Origin of the sequence: Agromyces sp. G08B096, from assembly GCF_040267705.1 — a bacterium.
In the GTDB taxonomy this organism is placed as follows: domain Bacteria; phylum Actinomycetota; class Actinomycetes; order Actinomycetales; family Microbacteriaceae; genus Agromyces.
The window spans coordinates 2,096,666-2,112,602 of the sequence record NZ_CP158374.1; the positions used below are offsets into that span (position 1 = coordinate 2,096,666).

Below are 15,937 nucleotides of genomic sequence, written 5' to 3' on the forward strand. Positions count from 1 at the left end.
CACCCGCTGCTCCGCTCGCTGCCGCTCGTCCCGGCGATCATCCTCCTGGCCGTCTTCCTGCTCGGCCCGGTGGTCTCCTCCTTCTACGGCTCCTTCACGGATGCCTCCCTGACGGGCAGCGCCGCACGCGGGGCGACCTTCGTCGGCTTCGACAACTACCTCGAGCTGTTCGCCGACCCCGACTTCCCGAAGTCGGTCCTGCTCACCATCGTGTTCCTCGTCGCGTCCGCGATCATCGGGCAGAACGTCATCGGGCTAGGACTCGCGATCCTGATGCGGAACGGCCACCGGGTCGTCACGGCGATCGTCGGCACGCTCGTCGTCACCGCCTGGGTGCTGCCCGAGATCGTCGCCGCCTTCGCCTCGTACGCCTTCTTCCACGTCGACGGCACCCTGAACGCGCTGCTCGCCGGACTCGGGATCACGGGCCCGAACTGGCTCTACAGCCTGCCGATGGTCGCCGTCATCCTCGCCAACGTCTGGCGGGGCACCGCGTTCTCGATGCTCGTCTATTCGGCGGCGCTCGACGACGTGCCCGACGAGGTGCGCGAGTCCGCCGAGATCGACGGCGCGGGCGGCTGGAAGCGGCTCCGGTTCATCACCATCCCGATGATCCGGCGCAGCATCAGCACCAATCTGATGCTGACCACGCTGCAGACCCTGTCGGTGTTCACGCTCATCTTCGTGATGACGGGCGGCGGGCCGGGCACCGACAGCTCGACCCTGCCGATCCTCGCCTACCAGGAGGCGTTCAAGTTCTCGCAGCTCGGCTTCGGCACGGCGATCGCGACGATCCTCCTCGTGGTCGGCGCGCTGTTCTCGATCGTGTACATCCGGGCGCTCAAGCCGGAGGTGGACTGATGAAGCTCTCCGCGCCGAGCGGACGCGGCCTCCGCCTCGTCTCGTCGGGCGTGCTCGTGCTCGTGGGCGTCAGCTTCGCGCTGCCCCTGCTCTGGCTCGTGCTCGCCTCGCTCGACCCGACCGCGACGCTGTCGATCAAGGCGCCGGAGGCGGTCTCGCTCGACAACTTCGCCCAGGTGCTGACCTCCGAGCTGGCCTTCGTGCCCCTGTGGAACAGCTTCCTGCTCTCCGCCGGGTGCGCGATCGTGACGGTCGTGGCCGCCGTGCTCGCCGCCTACCCGCTGTCCCGCTACCGGATGCGCATCAACAAGCCGTTCCTCTACGGGGTGCTCTTCGGCACGTGCCTGCCGATCACCGCGATGATGGTGCCCGTCTACAGCCTGTTCGTGTCGTTGAACCTCATCGACTCGACCGGCGGAACGATCCTGTTCCTCGCCGCGACCAGCCTGCCGATGGCGATCTGGATGATGAAGAACTTCATGGACTCCGTGCCGATCTCGCTCGAGGAGGCCGCCTGGACCGACGGCGCCTCGATGATGGCCACCCTCACGCGGGTGGTCGTCCCGCTGATGCGCCCGGGCATCGCCGTGGTGTTCATCTTCGTGTTCATCCAGGCGTGGGGGAACTTCTTCGTCCCCTTCATCCTGCTGCTGAGCCCCGACAAGCAGCCGGCGGCCGTCAGCATCTTCGCCTTCTTCGGGCAGTACGGCTCGGTGGCCTACGGACAGCTCGCCGCGTTCTCGCTGGTGTACTCCGTGCCGGTGCTGGCGCTCTACGTCTTCGTCTCGCGCGTGCTCGGCGGCGGCTCGTCGCTCGCCGGCGCCGTGAAGGGGTGACGCCGCCGCCCGTCCCCTCACCCCCCGCCCGTCCCCGCCCGCCTCCGCTTCCCGGCGCCGGTCGTCATCGCCCGGAATCCGCACCCCGCTCGACCGCTCGACAGGAGTCCCAGTGCACGACAACTCATCCCTCGTCCTCATGCGCATCACGCGCTTCGTGCGCGAGCGCATCGCGCCGGCGATCCACCCCGATCGCCGGCCGCTCGAGCTCAGCGCGTGGGAGGTGCCGGACGAACCCGTGCCGTTCGAGACGGCCGTCGCCGCCGAGTACACGCCGTTCGCCGTCGGCCGCCCGTGGGGCAAGCCGTGGGGCACGACGTGGTTCCGCGTGCGGGGCACCGTTCCGCCGGAGTGGCGCGACCGGCCGGGCACGCGGGTCGAGGTGCTCGTCGACCTCGGCTTCACGTCGGGGCAGTCGGGGTTCCAGGCCGAGGCCCTCGTCCGCGACGCCGACGGAACCATCGTCAAGGCGATCGAGCCGTACAACGACTGGCTGCCGGTCGCCGGAGACGAGATCGACCTGTACGTCGAGGCCGCCTCGAACCCCGACATCGGATCGACGTGGGACTGGAAGGCCTCACCGTACGGCGACCGCGCCACCGCGGGCACCCACCCGATCTACACGCTCCGCGCCATCGACGTCGCCCTCCTCGACCGCGAGGTGTGGGAGCTCGACCGAGACGTCTGGACCCTGCTCGGCCTGTACGGCACCCTGCCGCCCCAGACGCCCCGATCGGCGGAGATCCTCCGAGCCCTCGAACGAGCGGTGGACCGGATGGACCCCGACGACGTGGCGGGCACCGCCGCCGCCGGCCGCGCGGAGCTCGCCGAGGTGCTGGCCCGCCCGGCCGCGGCGAGCGCGCACCGCGTGTCGGCCGTCGGTCACGCCCACATCGACTCCGCGTGGCTGTGGCCGACTCGGGAGACGGTCCGCAAGTGCGCCCGCACGTTCTCGAACGTGCTGCAGCTCATGGAGGAGCATCCGGATTTCGTGTTCGCGTGCTCGTCGGCCCAGCAGTACGCCTGGATGAAGGAGTTCTACCCGGCCCTGTTCGAGCGGATCGCCGAACGGGTCCGCGAAGGCCGGTTCGTGCCGGTCGGCGGCATGTGGGTCGAGTCGGACACGAACCTGCCGGGCGGCGAGGCGCTCGCCCGCCAGTTCGTCGCGGGCAAGGGGTTCTTCCTCCGGGAGTTCGGCGTCGAGCCGACCGAGGTGTGGCTGCCGGACTCGTTCGGGTACTCGGCGGCGATGCCGCAGATCGCACGGGCGGCGGGCGCCGACCACTTCCTCACGCAGAAGCTGTCGTGGAACGAGACGAACGTCATGCCCCACCACACCTTCGAGTGGGAGGGCATCGACGGCACGCGGATCTTCACGCACTTCCCGCCGGTCGACACCTACAACTCCGACCTCTCCCCTGCCGAGCTCGCCCGCGCCGAGCGGCAGTACGCCGAGAAGGGCGCCGCGAACTCCTCGCTCGTTCCGTTCGGGTACGGCGACGGCGGGGGCGGGCCGACCCGGGAGATGCTCGCCGCGGCCGAACGGGCGGCCGACCTCGAGGGGTCGCCGGTCGTGCGGGTCGAGTCGCCGCGGGCCTTCTTCGAGGCCGCCCGCGAGGAGTACCCCGCTCCCCCGGTGTGGGCGGGCGAGCTGTACCTCGAGTTCCACCGCGGCACGTACACGAGTCAGGCGCGCACGAAGCGCGGCAATCGGCGCAGCGAGCACCTGCTCCGCGAGGCCGAGCTGTGGGCGACCACGGCGGCCGTCCGTGCGGGGGCGGCGTACCCGTACGACGAGCTGGACCGCATCTGGCAGAGCGTGCTGCTGAAGCAGTTCCACGACATCCTGCCGGGCTCCTCGATCGCGTGGGTGCACCAGCAGGCGGAGGCGGAGTACGCCGAGCTCGCCGCCGAGCTCGTGCAGCTCATCGGCGCGTCGCTCACCGCGGTCGTCCCGGTGTCGCCGGACGACTCGGCCCAGCTCGCGGCGAACGCCTCGCCGTACGAGATCGACGGGGTTCCTCCACTCGGCATCGGGGTGCCGGGGTCGCTCGCCGACGCCGTCGCGGAGCGCGAGGACGACGGGTTCGTCCTGCGGAACGACCGGGTCGTCGTCCGCTTCGACCGGGCCGCGAGGATCGTCTCCTTCATCGACCTGGCCGACGGCCGCGAGTATGTCGCGCCGGGCGGGGCCGCCGCCGAGTTGCAGCTCTTCCGCGACACTCCGAACCAGTGGGATGCCTGGGACGTCGACGTCCATTACCGCCGGCACGGCAGCGTGATCGACGACGTGCAGTCGGTGGACCTCCGCGTCGAGCACGGGAGCGCGCGCCTCGTCGTGGAGCGCCGCTTCGGCGCCTCGGGCGTGCGGCAGGAGTTCTCGCTGCGCGGCGGCGGGTCGCCGACGGTCGACCTCGTCGTCGCCGTCGATTGGCACGAACGGCAGAAGCTGCTGAAGCTCGCGTACCCGATCGACGTGCGCAGCGACCGGGCGACGTCGGAGATCCAGTTCGGGCACGTGCACCGGCCGACGCACGAGAACACGTCGTGGGATGCCGCACGGTTCGAGACGAGCGCGCACCGGTGGGTGCACGTGGGCGAGCCGGGCGCGGGCGTCGCCGTCGCGAACGACTCGACGTACGGGCACGACATCACGCGGCATCCGCGCGCGGGCGGTGGCTCGATGACCCTCGTGCGCCAGTCGCTGCTGCGCGCCCCGGTGTTCCCGGACCCCGAGGCCGACCAGGGCGTGCACGTGCTGCGCTCGGCGATCACGGTGGGTGCCGGCATCCCCGATGCGGTGCGCGAGGGCTACCGCCTCAACCTGCCGCTGCGGCCGGCGGGGGCATCGGCCGGTGCCGCGCGTGGCGAGTCCGCCGCGACGCTCGAATCCGCCGCCCCGGGCATGAACATCGCACCGATCCTGGTGGTCGACCACCCCGCGATCGTGGTGGAGGCGGTGAAACTCGCCGAGGATCGCAGCGGGGACGTCGTCGTCCGGCTGTACGAGGCGCACGGCGGCCGGGCGCGTGGCACCGTCGTGTTCGATTTCCCGGTCGCGGCCATCGAGCAGACCGATCTGCTGGAGCGCCCGATGACGCCGACCGCCGTGCGCGGCACGGCAGACGCGCGCGCCGAGCTCGAACTGCGGCCCTTCGAGCTCGTGACGCTCCGGGTCCGCCGGCGCTGAGCCGCCAATGCTCCACCGGGCCCGCCTCTTTCCGAGGCGGGCCCGTTGGACCGCGTAGCTCGCCTAGAACCGGATCGCGTCGATCACCCGCACGCGCACGGCGGCGAGCGCGGGAAGGAGACCCGCGAGCGCGCCGACGGCGACGGCCGAGGCGATGCCGATCGCCGCGGCCTCGAGCGGGAACCCCGGCAGGTCCTGCACCTGCACGCCGCCCATGACCATCCCCATGAGCGGACTGCGGACGAGCGCGATCGAGAGGCCGACGCCCACGACCCCGGCGACGAACGTGCCGACGACCGTCTCCATCAGCACCGAGAAGAAGATGCGTCCTGCCGAGGCGCCGAACGAGCGCCGGATGCCGATCTCGCGGATCCGGCCGCGGACCGTGACGAGCGAGATCGTCAGCAGGCCGAGCGCGCCGAGGAGGAGGATCACGACGGCGACCCCGGCGATGACGAGCTTGATCGCGAGGTATGGGTCGCCGTCCATGGCCGCGTAGTCGGTCCGCCAGCCGTCGGCCTGGGCGCCCTCTCCCAGTTCGCCGATGAGCGCCTGCCGCAGCGACTCGGTGAGCTCGTCCGCCCCCTCGGGCGGGAGCCAGGCCTCGTACGTCGGCGCGAACGCGCCCATCACGGGGTCGGGCGTCTCGGGCTGCAGCGGCAGGTACGCGTCGGCGAGCATGAACGCGGTGGGCTGCGTGTCCCACTCCCCCTGGCTGGGCGTCACCCCGGTGATCACGCCGGTGACGGGGTCGGCGCCGATGACCTGCACCGTCGGATGCGTGGCGAGGTTCGGCCGGCCGAGCCTCGTCCAGAACGCCTCGTTCACGATGAGGGCGGGCGCGAGTCGCTGCACGTCGCGCTCGCTGAACCAGGCGCCGGTCTCGAGCTGCACCCGGTGCATGAGCCCGTAGTCGGGGTCGACGACCTGTGTCGAGACCGGAACGGCGCCGTCGGCGAACTGCACGGTCAGCGTGCCCCAGCCGGAGCGGGTCTGGAAGTCGACACCGTGGCGGTCGATCGCGCGCTCCCAGGCATCTTGTGCCGTCGCCGGATCGACCGGTCCCTCCGTGGAGGCGAGGTTGAACTGCACCGTCGCCGGACGCCCGCCGTATCGCTCCTGCATCTCACGGCCAGCCTGTTCGGCGATCGCGCCCGCCGCGACGACGGTCGCGAGGGCGCAGACCGCCAGCGCGACTCCGATGAGCGAGAGCAGCACCCGGCCGCGGTGGATGCGGAGCTCCTCGAGCGCCTCGACCACGGTGGACACGAGCGAGGTGCCGACGCGGGCGAGCCCGCCGATCATGCGACGGCCTCCTCGCCGAGGTTCGGCGCGGCCGCGTCTCCCGCAGCCGCGGCGACGGCCGGCGGCGCGACCGGCGAGGCATCCGCCTCGTGCAGCCGGCCGCCGACCAGCCGGAAGTGCCGTGTCGCGCGTGCCGCGATGGCCGGGTCGTGGGTGATGGTGACGAGCGCGGCACCCGTCTCGGCGGCGACGGACTCGATCAGGGCCATGACCTCGGCGCCGGTCTCGAGATCGAGCGCCCCGGTCGGCTCGTCCGCCAGGATGAGCCGGGGGCGCCGCACCAGCGCACGCGCGATGGCGACGCGCTGCTGCTCGCCGCCCGAGAGCCGTTCGGGCTTGGTCGTGAGCCGCTCGCCGAGCCCGACCCGTTCGAGCATGTCCGTCGCGATGCGCTCGCGGCGCCAGAACTCGCGTCCGCCCGAGTACAGCAGCGGGGTCTGCACGTTCTCGAGCGCGGTCCGGCCGGGAAGCAGGTTGAACTGCTGGAAGACGAACCCGATCTCCCGGCCCCGCAGCCGGTCGCGACCGGCGCTCCCGATACGGCGCACGTCGTGCCCGAGACAGGCGAGCTCCCCCTCGGTCGGCACGTCGAGCAGACCGAGCAGGTTCAGCAACGTCGACTTGCCGGACCCCGAGCGCCCCACGATGGAGACGCGGTCCCCCTCCTCGACGGTCAGGTCGACGCCGGAGAGGATCGTCAGCGGGCTGCCGTCGGGCAGCGTCACCGTGCGGCCGACGCCGCGCGCGTCGATGAGCGTCATCGGCTGAGCGTTCCGCAGGCCATCGACCCGTCGCCCATGGCGACGCAGCCTTCTTCGGCCACCGCCCCTGCCGCCCCCGGCACGAACTGCAGCACCTGATCGCCCTCTGCGAGCCCCTCGACGACCTCGACGTTGGTGCCGTCGGAGAGCCCGAGCTTCACGGGCTGCTCGACCCGCTCACCGCCCTCGACGAGCCAGACGAGGCCGCTCTCAGCCCCGCCCTCGACCGCGGTGATCGGCACCACGAGGACGTCGGCGGCACTGCCCGCCGAGATCTTCACCTGCGCCGACAGCCCGGGGAACACGCGCACGTCACCTGGGACCGCGCATCGGACCGTGGTGCCGGATGCGCCGGTCGCATCCCCGGCGGACGCGCCGAGGCCGGCCCCCGTCGTTCCGGCTCCGCCGCCGGCCCCGGCGCCCGCGAGCGGTGTCGTGATCGTGAGGCCGCCGCACGTGAACGGCGCGGGACCACCGGCGATGGTCACGAGCGCCTCCGACGGCGCGGCCGTCAGACGGTACTGCTGAGCAGGACTGAGCGACGCCGTGACGTTGAAGCTCGGCGGCGCCACCTGCCCCGAGACGTCGCCCGTGGCGACGGGCTGCCCGGCGATCACGTCGAGTGCGGAGAGCGTGCCGGCCGCCGGCGCGAGCACGCGCTCGAATCGGTACGTGGTCTTCGGCACCGATACGACGGGCTGCCCGTCGGGACCGGTCTGCTCGACCGGCTCCGCCTCGTTCGGCACCTTGATGTCGAACAGCACCTGGCCGGCGGCGACCTGCGCCCCCACGGCGACGAAGACCTCGTCGACGGTGCCCGTCGCGACGGCCTTCACCGGGATGGGGGCATCCGCGTTCACGGTGCCGGTCAGCAGCACGTCGTTCGCGATGGTGCCGCGCGTCACCGCCACCTCGGGCTCGGTCACCGTGCCCGTCGGCACCAGCGCGTCGGATTCGGCCTCCGCGCGATCGGGGAAGAAGGCGAGCTTCGCGAGCGCCACGGCGATCACAGCCACCAGGACGATGCGAATACTCGGGAAGATCCACTTGCGCCAGACGCCCACGGCACTCCTCGGTTCGGGTCGCCGCGCGGGCGAACGGGTTGCCCGGGCGTGCAGGGATGCCGGGCCGCTCCCACCCTATGGAGTGGGAGCGGCCGACGGAATCCGTCTCGGGGATGAATCCGGGCGATCCCCGGGCCGGGCTCAGGCCTCGATGACGAGCGGCACGAGCATGGGCCGGCGGCGCAGGCGCCGGTTGACCCAGGTGCCGAGCGTGCGCCGCACGAGCTGCGACAGCGCGTGCTGATCGCGCACGCCGTCGCGGGCCGCTTCGGCGAGCGCCGCGACGATCTTCGGCTTGACGTCCTCGAACACCGCCGTGTCCTCGGCGAAGCCGCGAGCGTGGATCTCGGGCCCGCTGATGACCCGGCCGGTCGTGGCGTCGACGACGACGATGACCGAGATGAACCCCTCCTCGGCGAGGATCCGGCGGTCCTTCAGGTCGGCGTCGGTGATCTCGCCGACCGTCGACCCGTCGACGTACACGAACCCGAGGTCGAGCTGACCGGCGACGCGCACGTCGCCGTCGCGCAGGTCGAAGACGGTGCCGTTCTCGCCGATGAACGTGCGCTCCTCGGGGATGCCGGTGTCGCGGGCGAGTTTCGCGTTGGCGACGAGGTGGCGGTACTCGCCGTGGATGGGCAGCACATTGCGGGGCTTCAGGATGTTGTAGCAGTAGAGCAGCTCGCCCGCCGCCGCGTGGCCCGACACGTGCACCTTCGCGTTGCCCTTGTGCACGACGTTCGCGCCGAGCTTGGTGAGCCCGTCGATGACGCGGTACACCGCGTTCTCGTTGCCCGGGATGAGGCTCGAGGCGAGGATGACGGTGTCTCCCTCGCCGATCTCGACCTGGTGGTCGCGGTTGGCCATGCGGCTGAGCACGGCCATCGGCTCGCCCTGCGAGCCCGTCGACATGAAGACGATGCGGTCGTCGGGGAGGTCGCCGGCCTTCTTGTAGTCGATGAGCACGCCCTCGGGCACCCGCAGGTAGCCGAGGTCCTCCGCGATCGTCATGTTGCGCACCATGCTGCGGCCGAGCAGGGCTACGCGCCGGCCGTTCGCGTGCGCCGCGTCGAGCACCTGCTGCACGCGGTGGACGTGACTGGAGAAGCTCGCGACGACGACCTTCTTCGTCGCCCGGGAGATGACTTGGTCGAGGACGGGCCCGATCTCGCGTTCGAGCGGCGTGAAGCCCGGGACATCCGCGTTCGTGGAGTCGACCATGAACAGGTCGACGCCCTCCTCGCCGAGCCGCGCGAACTCGCGCAGGTCGGTGAGCCGGTCGTCGAGCGGGAGCTGGTCCATCTTGAAGTCGCCGGTGCCGAGCACGGTGCCGGCGCGGGTCTTGATCGCGACCGCGAGCGCGTCGGGGATGGAGTGGTTCACCGCGATGAACTCGAGGTCGAACGGGCCGAGCTTCTCGCGCTGGCCCTCGGCCACGGTGAGGCTGTACGGCTGGATGCGGTGCTCCTTGAGCTTCGCCTCCACGAGCGCGAGCGTCAGCGTCGACCCGATGAGGGGGATGTCGGCCCGCAGCTTCAGCAGGTACGGAACGGCGCCGATGTGGTCTTCGTGGCCGTGGGTCAGCACCACGCCGACGATGTCGTCGAGGCGGTCCTTGAGGAAGCCGAAGTCGGGCAGGATCAGGTCGACCCCCGGCTGGTGCTCTTCGGGGAAGAGGACGCCGCAGTCGACGATGAGGATCTTGCCGTCGAGCTCGTAGCTCGTCATGTTGCGGCCGACCTCCCCCAGGCCGCCGATGGGGATGATGCGGAGTGTGCCCGCTTCGAGCGGGGCGGGATCGATGACGACGTCGGGCATGGGCCCTCCTTGCGTTCGGTGTGCAGTTGATGCGCCTGCTGGGTGCGCGGGCAGGCGGCCGCGGATGCTTCTGGCCCGGTCAGCGGGTGGTTCCGGCCACCTTGGGCAGGGCGCCGCCTGCGGCGGCGTTGCGGTCGGGACGGAAGTTGTGGAAGTCGACGCCCGGGATGCCGCGGACGTGGTCGATCTCGTCCTCGATGAGGGCGGCCTCCCACTCCTCGGGACCGACGAGCGGCAGCCGCACGCGCGGGCTGCCGATGCGGCCGAGCCCGTGCAGGATGTACTTGGCCGCGACGGTGCCGGGCACGTGGGTCATGACGGCGCGCACGAGCGGTTCGAGCTGGCGGTGCGCCTCGGTCGCCGCCGCGAGGTCGCCGCGGTTCACGGCGTCGACGATGGTGCGGTACGGCGCTGGAGCGATGTTCGCGGTGACGCCGATGAGCCCGGTCGCGCCGATCGAGAGGTGCGGCAGCACGTTCGCGTCGTCGCCGGAGAAGTACATGAGGTCGGTCTGGTTCAGCACGCGGCTGACCTCGGAGAAGTCGCCCTTGGCGTCCTTGATCGCGAGGATGTTCGGGTGCTTCGCGAGGCGCAGGATCGTCTCGTACCGGATGGGCACGCCGGTGCGGCCGGGGATGTCGTAGAGGATGACGGGCAGGTCGGTGGCGTCGGCCACCAGGCGGAAGTGCGTGAGGATGCCCGCCTGCGTCGGCTTGTTGTAGTACGGCGTGACGATCATGATGCCGTCGGCGCCCGCCTGCTCGCTGTGCTTGTAGAGCTCGATCGCGTGGGCGGTCTCGTTGGAGCCGCCGCCCGTGATGATCTTCGCGCGGCCGGCCGCGACGTCTTTGCCGACCTCGACGAGGCGGATCTTCTCCGGGTCGGTGAGCGTCGAGGTCTCCCCGGTGGTGCCCGTGACGACGATGCCGTCGGCGCCCGCCGCGATCACGTCGTCGATGTGCTTCTCGACCCCGGGCCAATCGACCTCGCCGTCCGCCGTCATCGGCGTGACGAGCGCGACGAGCACCTGTCCGAATGGGTTGTCTGAAGTCACGCCCTCCAGGCTATCGGGTCGCCGCGGCCGTCAGGTGCCGTGCGCGGCGCATGCGTCACACGCGGTCGTATCGGAGGAAGCGGTAGCGGATGCCGCTCGCCGAGGTGTGCGCGCCGTCGGACGGGTCCGCGGCCACGAGGGCGAAGTGCGTCGCGTCGACGAGCGGGGCGAGCACGTCGCCCGGCGCGGGCGCGAACGCGCCCTCGTCGTGCCTGAGCTCCGTGATCTCGAGGCGGTCGGCGCGGCCGAGGACCTCTGCGAAGATCTGCGCGCCGCCGATGACCCAGATCCAGTCGGGTGCGGACGCGCCGGCGAGCTCCAGCGCCTCATCGACGGAGCCGGCCCGCTCCGCGCCGGCGGCCTGCCAGTCGTGCTGACGGGTCACGACGATGTTCGCCCGACCGGGCAGCGGCGTGAATCGCGGTGGCAGCGAGTCCCAGGTCGAGCGGCCCATGATCACCGGCGCGCCGTGCGTGACGGCCTTGAAGTGCGCGAGATCCTCGGGCACGTGCCACGGCATGCCGCCGGCGCGGCCGATCACTCCCCCTTCGGCCTCGGCCCAGACGAGCCCGACGCGGGGCCGGCTCATACGGCGACGGCCGCGCGGATCGCGGGGTGGTGCCGGTAGTCGCGCACCTCGAAGTCGTCGTACTCGTAGTCGAAGATGCTGGGCGGCCGGCGGCGGAACTCCAGCGTCGGGAACGGGTACGGCTCGCGGGTGAGCTGCTCGGCGACCTGCTCGCGGTGGTTGTCGTAGATATGGCAGTCGCCGCCCGTCCAGACGAAGTCGCCCGGCTCGAGGCCGGTCTGCTGGGCGACCATCATCGTGAGCAGCGCGTACGACGCGATGTTGAACGGGACCCCGAGGAACAGGTCGGCACTGCGCTGGTACAGCTGGCAGGACAGCCGGCCGTCGGCGACGTAGAACTGGAAGAGCGCGTGGCAGGGTGCGAGCGCCATGTCGGGGATGTCGGCAGGGTTCCACGCCGAGACGATGAGGCGGCGCGAGTCGGGGTTCACCCGGATCTGCTCGACCACCTGCGCGATCTGATCGATGGTCTCGCCGCCGGGCGTCGGCCACGAGCGCCACTGCACGCCGTAGACGGGGCCGAGCTCGCCCTGGGCGTCGGCCCACTCGTCCCAGATGGTCACGCCGTGCTCCTGCAGCCAGCCGACGTTCGAGGAGCCCTGCAGGAACCACAGCAGCTCGTAGGCGATCGACTTGAAGTGGACGCGCTTCGTCGTGATGAGCGGGAACCCCTGCGACAGGTCGAACCTGATCTGGCGCCCGAACACGCTCGTCGTGCCCGTACCCGTGCGGTCGGACTTGTGCGTGCCGTGCGCGAGGGTGTCGCGCAGGAGGTCTTCGTACGGGGTCGCGATCGCCTGGCTCACGGTTCGATGGTAGCCGCGGCCGCCGACGACACGCCGACGCCGCACCCCGTCACCCCGCGTCATACGCCGACCGGGTGGATGCGCGCGGTCGTAGCATCCGGATCATGGACTGGATCGCCGGACTGCTCGTCGCGGCGGCGCTCGTCGCCGTGTCGGGTGCGGTCGGCGTGGTGAGCCGCGCTCGATCCGGCCGGGTGCGCGAGGCCTCCGCCGCGCGCACCCCCGCCCGCGGCGAGGCGGCGACCACCCTCGGCCTCGGGGCAGACCGGCTCGGCGACGCCGCGACGCTCGTGCAGTTCTCGACGGAGTACTGCGCCAGGTGTCCCGCGACCGCCAGGCGCCTCGGCGCCCTCGCGAGCGGGTTCACCGGGCTGCGGCACGTCGAGATCGACCTCGGCCGGGCCCCCGGCCTCGCCGATCGCTTCCACGTCCGCCAGACGCCGACCGTGCTCGTCCTCGACGCCCACGGTGACCAGGTCGCACGCATCGCGGGCGTCCCGCGCGACGACGACCTCCTCCCCCTCCTCCACCGACTCACCGGGAGCCCGAATGTCCCAGCAGCCTGACCCCGCCCGCGGCATCGACCCGCGCGGCCCGCGCTTCGGCGCCGCGATCACCTCGGTGCTCCTGCTCGTCGACGTCGTCCTCGGCGTCGCGGGCGCGGCGCTCGCGGCGTGGATCCTGCTCGCCGTCATCGCCGCGCTCTTCCTCTGGGGGGCGATCGCCGGTGTCGGCCGGACTCCGTGGAGCGTGCTGTACCGCCGGCTGGTGCAGCCGCGGCTCGCTCCCGCGACCGAGCGCGAGGACCCGCGTCCCCCGACGTTCGCGCAGGGCGTGGGCTTCGCCGTGACCGTCGCCGGAGTCGTGCTCGGCGCGTTCGGCCTCGCGTCGGCGGTGCCGATCGCGGCCGCCCTCGCATTCATCGCGGCGTTCCTGAACGCGGCGTTCGGGCTGTGCCTCGGATGCCGCCTCTACGTGCTGCTCGTCCGCGCCCGGGTCATCCGGACCGCGTGAGCGCCCGCCGACGCGCAGACGCCCCGTGTGCGTCGCTGCACGCGCGCGGCGCGCCCGGCTAGGCTGGAAGCCCGGCTCGAGGAGGAGGACTCATGGCTGTCACGAGTGAATCGACCACCGTCTGGGAGGGTTCGCTGATGGAGGGCTCCGGCTCCGTCGCGCTCGACTCCTCCAAGCTCGCCCGCTTCCCCGTGAACTGGAAGGCGCGCGCGGAGGGCGCCGAGTCGACCACCACGCCCGAGGAGCTGCTCGCGGCGGCGCACTCGTCGTGCTTCTCGATGGCGCTCTCGCACGCACTCGCGGGCGCCGGCCACGCGCCGGAGAGCATCCAGACCACCGCAGCGGTGACGTTCGAGGCCGGCAAGGGCGTGCTCGGCAGCCACCTGCTCGTCAGCGCACGCGTTCCCGGGATCTCCGAGTCCGAGTTCGAGGCCTTCGCCGAGGACGCGAAGAAGAACTGCCCGATCTCGCAGGCGCTCGCCGGCATCCCGATCACGATCGAAGCCGAGCTCGCGTAACGGTGCGGGTGCTCGTCGCCGGGGCATCCGGCTTCATCGGCGGCGCCCTCGTCGCCCGCCTCACCGGCTCCGGCCATGAGGTCGTGCGACTGGTCCGTCGTCGCGCCGCATCGTCCGACGAGAGCTCCTGGTCGCCGGCCGCGGGCATCATCGACTTCACGGTGATGGACCGGGTCGACGCGGTCGTGAACCTCTCGGGCGCCTCGCTCGCGCACCTGCCCTGGACGAAGCGGTACCGCGAGGAGATCCTCGCGTCGCGGATCACCGCGACGCGCACGCTCGCCGACGCGATGCGGAAGGCCCGTCGCCCGCCCGCGGTGTTCCTCAGCGCGTCCGCCGTCGGCTACTACGGCGACCGCCCCGCGGAACTGCTCACGGAGCACTCCGCCGGCGGAAGCGGGTTCCTCGCGGAGGTCGTGGAGCGCTGGGAGCGGGCCGCGCACCTCGCCCCCGACGAGACGCGGACCGTGACGTTCCGCAGCGGCATCGTCATCGGCGCGGGCGGGGCCATGCGGCGCATCGCCCTGCTCACGAAGCTCGGCCTCGCCGGGCGCCTCGGCACCGGCGGGCAGCACTGGCCGTGGATCGGGCTCGACGACGAGGTGCGGGCGATCGAGCACCTGCTGGACTCCACGCTCTCGGGTCCGGTGAACCTCGCCGGGCCGACGCCCGCGACGGCAGACCGGATCATGTCCTCGCTCGCCGCCCGGCTGCACCGCCCGTACGCCATCCCCGTCTCCGAGCGGGTGCTCGAGGCCGCGCTGGGCGTCGCCGCGCAGGAGCTGCTCCTCGCGAGCCAGAAGGTCAAGCCCGAGCGGCTGCTCCGCGACGGGTTCCGATTCGACGCCGAGACGTGCGAAGACGCGATCGACGCGATGCTCAGCGCGTCGCGCGGGCGAGGGCGATAGCCCGTCGCACGGCCTGCCGAGCGCGCCGGCGATCGCCCGCCGCGTCGTAGACGAGCCCCAGCCGGAGCCATGCGCGCCACGATCCGGGCTCGGCCTCCGCGTCGGCGCGGAAGCGGTCGAAGGCGGCGTCGGCGACCGACCGTTCGATGCGTCCGCTGTCGGTGACCGGCAATCCGAGATCGGTGCCGCCCTCCGCGTCGAGCCTCCGGACGAGCTGCTGCGAGCGCAGCCCGAAGTCGATCTCGCGCCAGAGCGCCCACGCCCCGAGGATCGGCAGCACGATGAGCGCCACGCCCATCGCGACCGCGACCGGCTCGCCGGTCAGGACGAACTGCACGGCACGCCAGCCGACGAGCACCAGGTAGAGCGCGAGCAGCGCCGCCATGACGACGGCGGCGGTCCGCCCGGATGTGCCGGCGCCTCGGGCGCTCATGCCTCGCCCGCGCTCGGCAGGCCGAGGTCGAGCAGCGTCTCGAGTCCGACGGTCACGCCCTCGAGTTCGGGCGCACGCCGGAGCGCCAGGAGGATGCCCGCCTCGTACGAGCTCGGCGACAGCGTCGCGTGCGAGATGGTGAGGGTCTCGCCGTCGCCGCCCAGGACGACCCGCTGCTCGGCGAGGACGCCGCTGAGGCGCAGGCTGTGGACCGGGATGCCTCCCACGAGCTGACCGCGCGCGCGCTGATCGGCGTGCGGCGCCGACACCGGGCCCTCGAGCCCGCGGGCCGCGGCCATGAGCTCGGCCGTGCGGACCGCGGTGCCCGACGGCGAGTCGACCTTGCCCGCGTGGTGCGCCTCGACGATCTCGACGGAGTCGAAGAACCGGGCAGCCAGGGCGGCAAACGCCGTGCCGAGCACGCTGCCCACGGAGAAGTTGGGCACGAACACGACGGCCTGTGCGCCGTCGACCTCGCCGTGCAGGCGACGGATGCCCGTGATCCGGTCGGCCGACCAGCCCGAGGTGCCGACCACGACGGGTATGCGCGCCTCGACGGCGTGCCGCACGATGTCGCCGCTCGCGGCGGGATGGGTGACGTCGAGGGCGACATCCGCGCCGTCGAGCGCGGACCGGGAGTCGAGCGCGGCGTGCAGCTCGAGGTCGGGCGCCTCCTCGATGAGCCGGACCGCGAGCTTGCCCATCTTGCCCGTGGCTCCGGCCACGGCGACCCGAATCGTCACGGGTTCGAGCCTACCAACCGGCCGGGTCCGGCCCGGT

The 15,937-nt window shown here is 72.1% G+C and carries 16 protein-coding genes; 7 read left to right on the plus strand and 9 right to left on the minus strand.

Going from position 1 to position 15,937, the window contains the following annotated elements:
• Positions 1-6 precede the first annotated feature (6 nt).
• The 3 genes from ABIQ69_RS10140 (at position 7) to ABIQ69_RS10150 (ending at position 4,887) form a co-directional block, all read left to right on the plus strand.
• Positions 7-861 (plus strand): sugar ABC transporter permease, encoded by an 855-nt coding sequence (locus tag ABIQ69_RS10140; protein WP_350350004.1) that lies wholly within the window; start codon positions 7-9, stop codon positions 859-861.
• A complete protein-coding gene (locus tag ABIQ69_RS10145; protein WP_350346998.1) occupies positions 861-1,697 on the plus strand; it encodes a carbohydrate ABC transporter permease in 837 nt (278 codons plus the stop codon). The genes ABIQ69_RS10140 and ABIQ69_RS10145 overlap by 1 nt, the downstream gene beginning before the upstream one ends.
• A 112-nt stretch (positions 1,698-1,809) precedes the next feature.
• Positions 1,810-4,887 (plus strand): glycoside hydrolase family 38 C-terminal domain-containing protein, encoded by a 3,078-nt coding sequence (locus ABIQ69_RS10150; RefSeq protein WP_350346999.1) that lies wholly within the window; start codon positions 1,810-1,812, stop codon positions 4,885-4,887.
• 63 nt (positions 4,888-4,950) lie between these two features.
• Here the strand turns inward: ABIQ69_RS10150 and ABIQ69_RS10155 are convergent, their stop codons facing one another.
• The 7 genes from ABIQ69_RS10155 to ABIQ69_RS10185 all read right to left on the minus strand — a co-directional run bounded on the left by ABIQ69_RS10155 (position 4,951) and on the right by ABIQ69_RS10185 (position 12,284).
• Entirely contained in the window at positions 4,951-6,192 is a 1,242-nt protein-coding gene (locus ABIQ69_RS10155; RefSeq protein ID WP_350347000.1) for an ABC transporter permease, read from the minus strand.
• Entirely contained in the window at positions 6,189-6,953 is a 765-nt protein-coding gene (locus tag ABIQ69_RS10160) for an ABC transporter ATP-binding protein (RefSeq protein WP_350347001.1), read from the minus strand. The genes ABIQ69_RS10155 and ABIQ69_RS10160 overlap by 4 nt, the downstream gene beginning before the upstream one ends.
• Complete coding sequence (locus ABIQ69_RS10165) at positions 6,950-8,017, minus strand: hypothetical protein (protein ID WP_350347002.1); 1,068 nt, start codon at positions 8,015-8,017, stop codon at positions 6,950-6,952. The genes ABIQ69_RS10160 and ABIQ69_RS10165 overlap by 4 nt, the downstream gene beginning before the upstream one ends.
• 141 nt (positions 8,018-8,158) lie before the next feature.
• Entirely contained in the window at positions 8,159-9,835 is a 1,677-nt protein-coding gene (locus ABIQ69_RS10170) for a ribonuclease J (protein ID WP_350347003.1), read from the minus strand.
• Between the two features lie 79 nt (positions 9,836-9,914).
• Entirely contained in the window at positions 9,915-10,889 is a 975-nt protein-coding gene (gene dapA / locus ABIQ69_RS10175) for a 4-hydroxy-tetrahydrodipicolinate synthase (RefSeq protein WP_350347004.1), read from the minus strand.
• A 55-nt stretch (positions 10,890-10,944) separates the two neighbouring features.
• Positions 10,945-11,478: a dihydrofolate reductase gene (locus tag ABIQ69_RS10180; RefSeq protein ID WP_350347005.1), complete on the minus strand. Its 534-nt coding sequence runs from the start codon at positions 11,476-11,478 to the stop codon at positions 10,945-10,947.
• Positions 11,475-12,284 carry a thymidylate synthase gene (locus ABIQ69_RS10185; RefSeq protein ID WP_350347006.1) on the minus strand — a complete coding sequence of 270 codons (810 nt, stop codon included), beginning with the start codon at positions 12,282-12,284 and terminating at the stop codon, positions 11,475-11,477. Before ABIQ69_RS10185 ends, ABIQ69_RS10180 begins: the two co-directional genes overlap by 4 nt.
• A 104-nt stretch (positions 12,285-12,388) precedes the next feature.
• Here ABIQ69_RS10185 and ABIQ69_RS10190 point away from each other — a divergent pair, with 104 nt between their 5' ends.
• The 4 genes from ABIQ69_RS10190 to ABIQ69_RS10205 all read left to right on the plus strand — a co-directional run bounded on the left by ABIQ69_RS10190 (position 12,389) and on the right by ABIQ69_RS10205 (position 14,724).
• Complete coding sequence (locus ABIQ69_RS10190) at positions 12,389-12,850, plus strand: thioredoxin family protein (RefSeq protein WP_350347007.1); 462 nt, start codon at positions 12,389-12,391, stop codon at positions 12,848-12,850.
• A complete protein-coding gene (locus ABIQ69_RS10195; protein WP_350347008.1) occupies positions 12,834-13,298 on the plus strand; it encodes a DUF4395 domain-containing protein in 465 nt (154 codons plus the stop codon). Before ABIQ69_RS10190 ends, ABIQ69_RS10195 begins: the two co-directional genes overlap by 17 nt.
• Before the next feature lie 92 nt (positions 13,299-13,390).
• Complete coding sequence (locus ABIQ69_RS10200) at positions 13,391-13,816, plus strand: OsmC family peroxiredoxin (RefSeq protein ID WP_350347009.1); 426 nt, start codon at positions 13,391-13,393, stop codon at positions 13,814-13,816.
• A gap of 2 nt (positions 13,817-13,818) precedes the next feature.
• Positions 13,819-14,724 carry a TIGR01777 family oxidoreductase gene (locus ABIQ69_RS10205; protein WP_350347010.1) on the plus strand — a complete coding sequence of 302 codons (906 nt, stop codon included), beginning with the start codon at positions 13,819-13,821 and terminating at the stop codon, positions 14,722-14,724.
• On the opposite strand, the gene ABIQ69_RS10210 is transcribed toward ABIQ69_RS10205, so the two are convergent.
• Together ABIQ69_RS10210 and dapB are read right to left on the minus strand one after the other, a co-directional pair.
• Positions 14,696-15,157: a hypothetical protein gene (locus tag ABIQ69_RS10210; protein ID WP_350347011.1), complete on the minus strand. Its 462-nt coding sequence runs from the start codon at positions 15,155-15,157 to the stop codon at positions 14,696-14,698. The genes ABIQ69_RS10205 and ABIQ69_RS10210 overlap by 29 nt on opposite strands.
• Positions 15,154-15,900, minus strand: a complete 747-nt coding sequence (gene dapB, locus ABIQ69_RS10215; protein ID WP_350347012.1) for a 4-hydroxy-tetrahydrodipicolinate reductase — start codon at positions 15,898-15,900, stop codon at positions 15,154-15,156. Before dapB ends, ABIQ69_RS10210 begins: the two co-directional genes overlap by 4 nt.
• Positions 15,901-15,937 lie beyond the last annotated feature (37 nt).

Excerpts from the sequence above, each read along its gene's own strand:
- ABIQ69_RS10145 (WP_350346998.1), top strand. The coding sequence starts at position 861 with ATGAAGCTCTCCGCGCCGAGCGGACGCGGCCTCCGCCTCGTCTCGTCG.
- ABIQ69_RS10155 (WP_350347000.1), bottom strand. The coding sequence starts at position 6,192 with ATGATCGGCGGGCTCGCCCGCGTCGGCACCTCGCTCGTGTCCACCGTG.
- ABIQ69_RS10160 (WP_350347001.1), bottom strand. The coding sequence starts at position 6,953 with ATGACGCTCATCGACGCGCGCGGCGTCGGCCGCACGGTGACGCTGCCC.
- ABIQ69_RS10170 (WP_350347003.1), bottom strand. The coding sequence starts at position 9,835 with ATGCCCGACGTCGTCATCGATCCCGCCCCGCTCGAAGCGGGCACACTC.
- ABIQ69_RS10180 (WP_350347005.1), bottom strand. The coding sequence starts at position 11,478 with ATGAGCCGGCCCCGCGTCGGGCTCGTCTGGGCCGAGGCCGAAGGGGGA.
- ABIQ69_RS10190 (WP_350347007.1), top strand. The coding sequence starts at position 12,389 with ATGGACTGGATCGCCGGACTGCTCGTCGCGGCGGCGCTCGTCGCCGTG.
- ABIQ69_RS10195 (WP_350347008.1), top strand. The coding sequence starts at position 12,834 with ATGTCCCAGCAGCCTGACCCCGCCCGCGGCATCGACCCGCGCGGCCCG.
- ABIQ69_RS10200 (WP_350347009.1), top strand. The coding sequence starts at position 13,391 with ATGGCTGTCACGAGTGAATCGACCACCGTCTGGGAGGGTTCGCTGATG.
- ABIQ69_RS10210 (WP_350347011.1), bottom strand. The coding sequence starts at position 15,157 with ATGAGCGCCCGAGGCGCCGGCACATCCGGGCGGACCGCCGCCGTCGTC.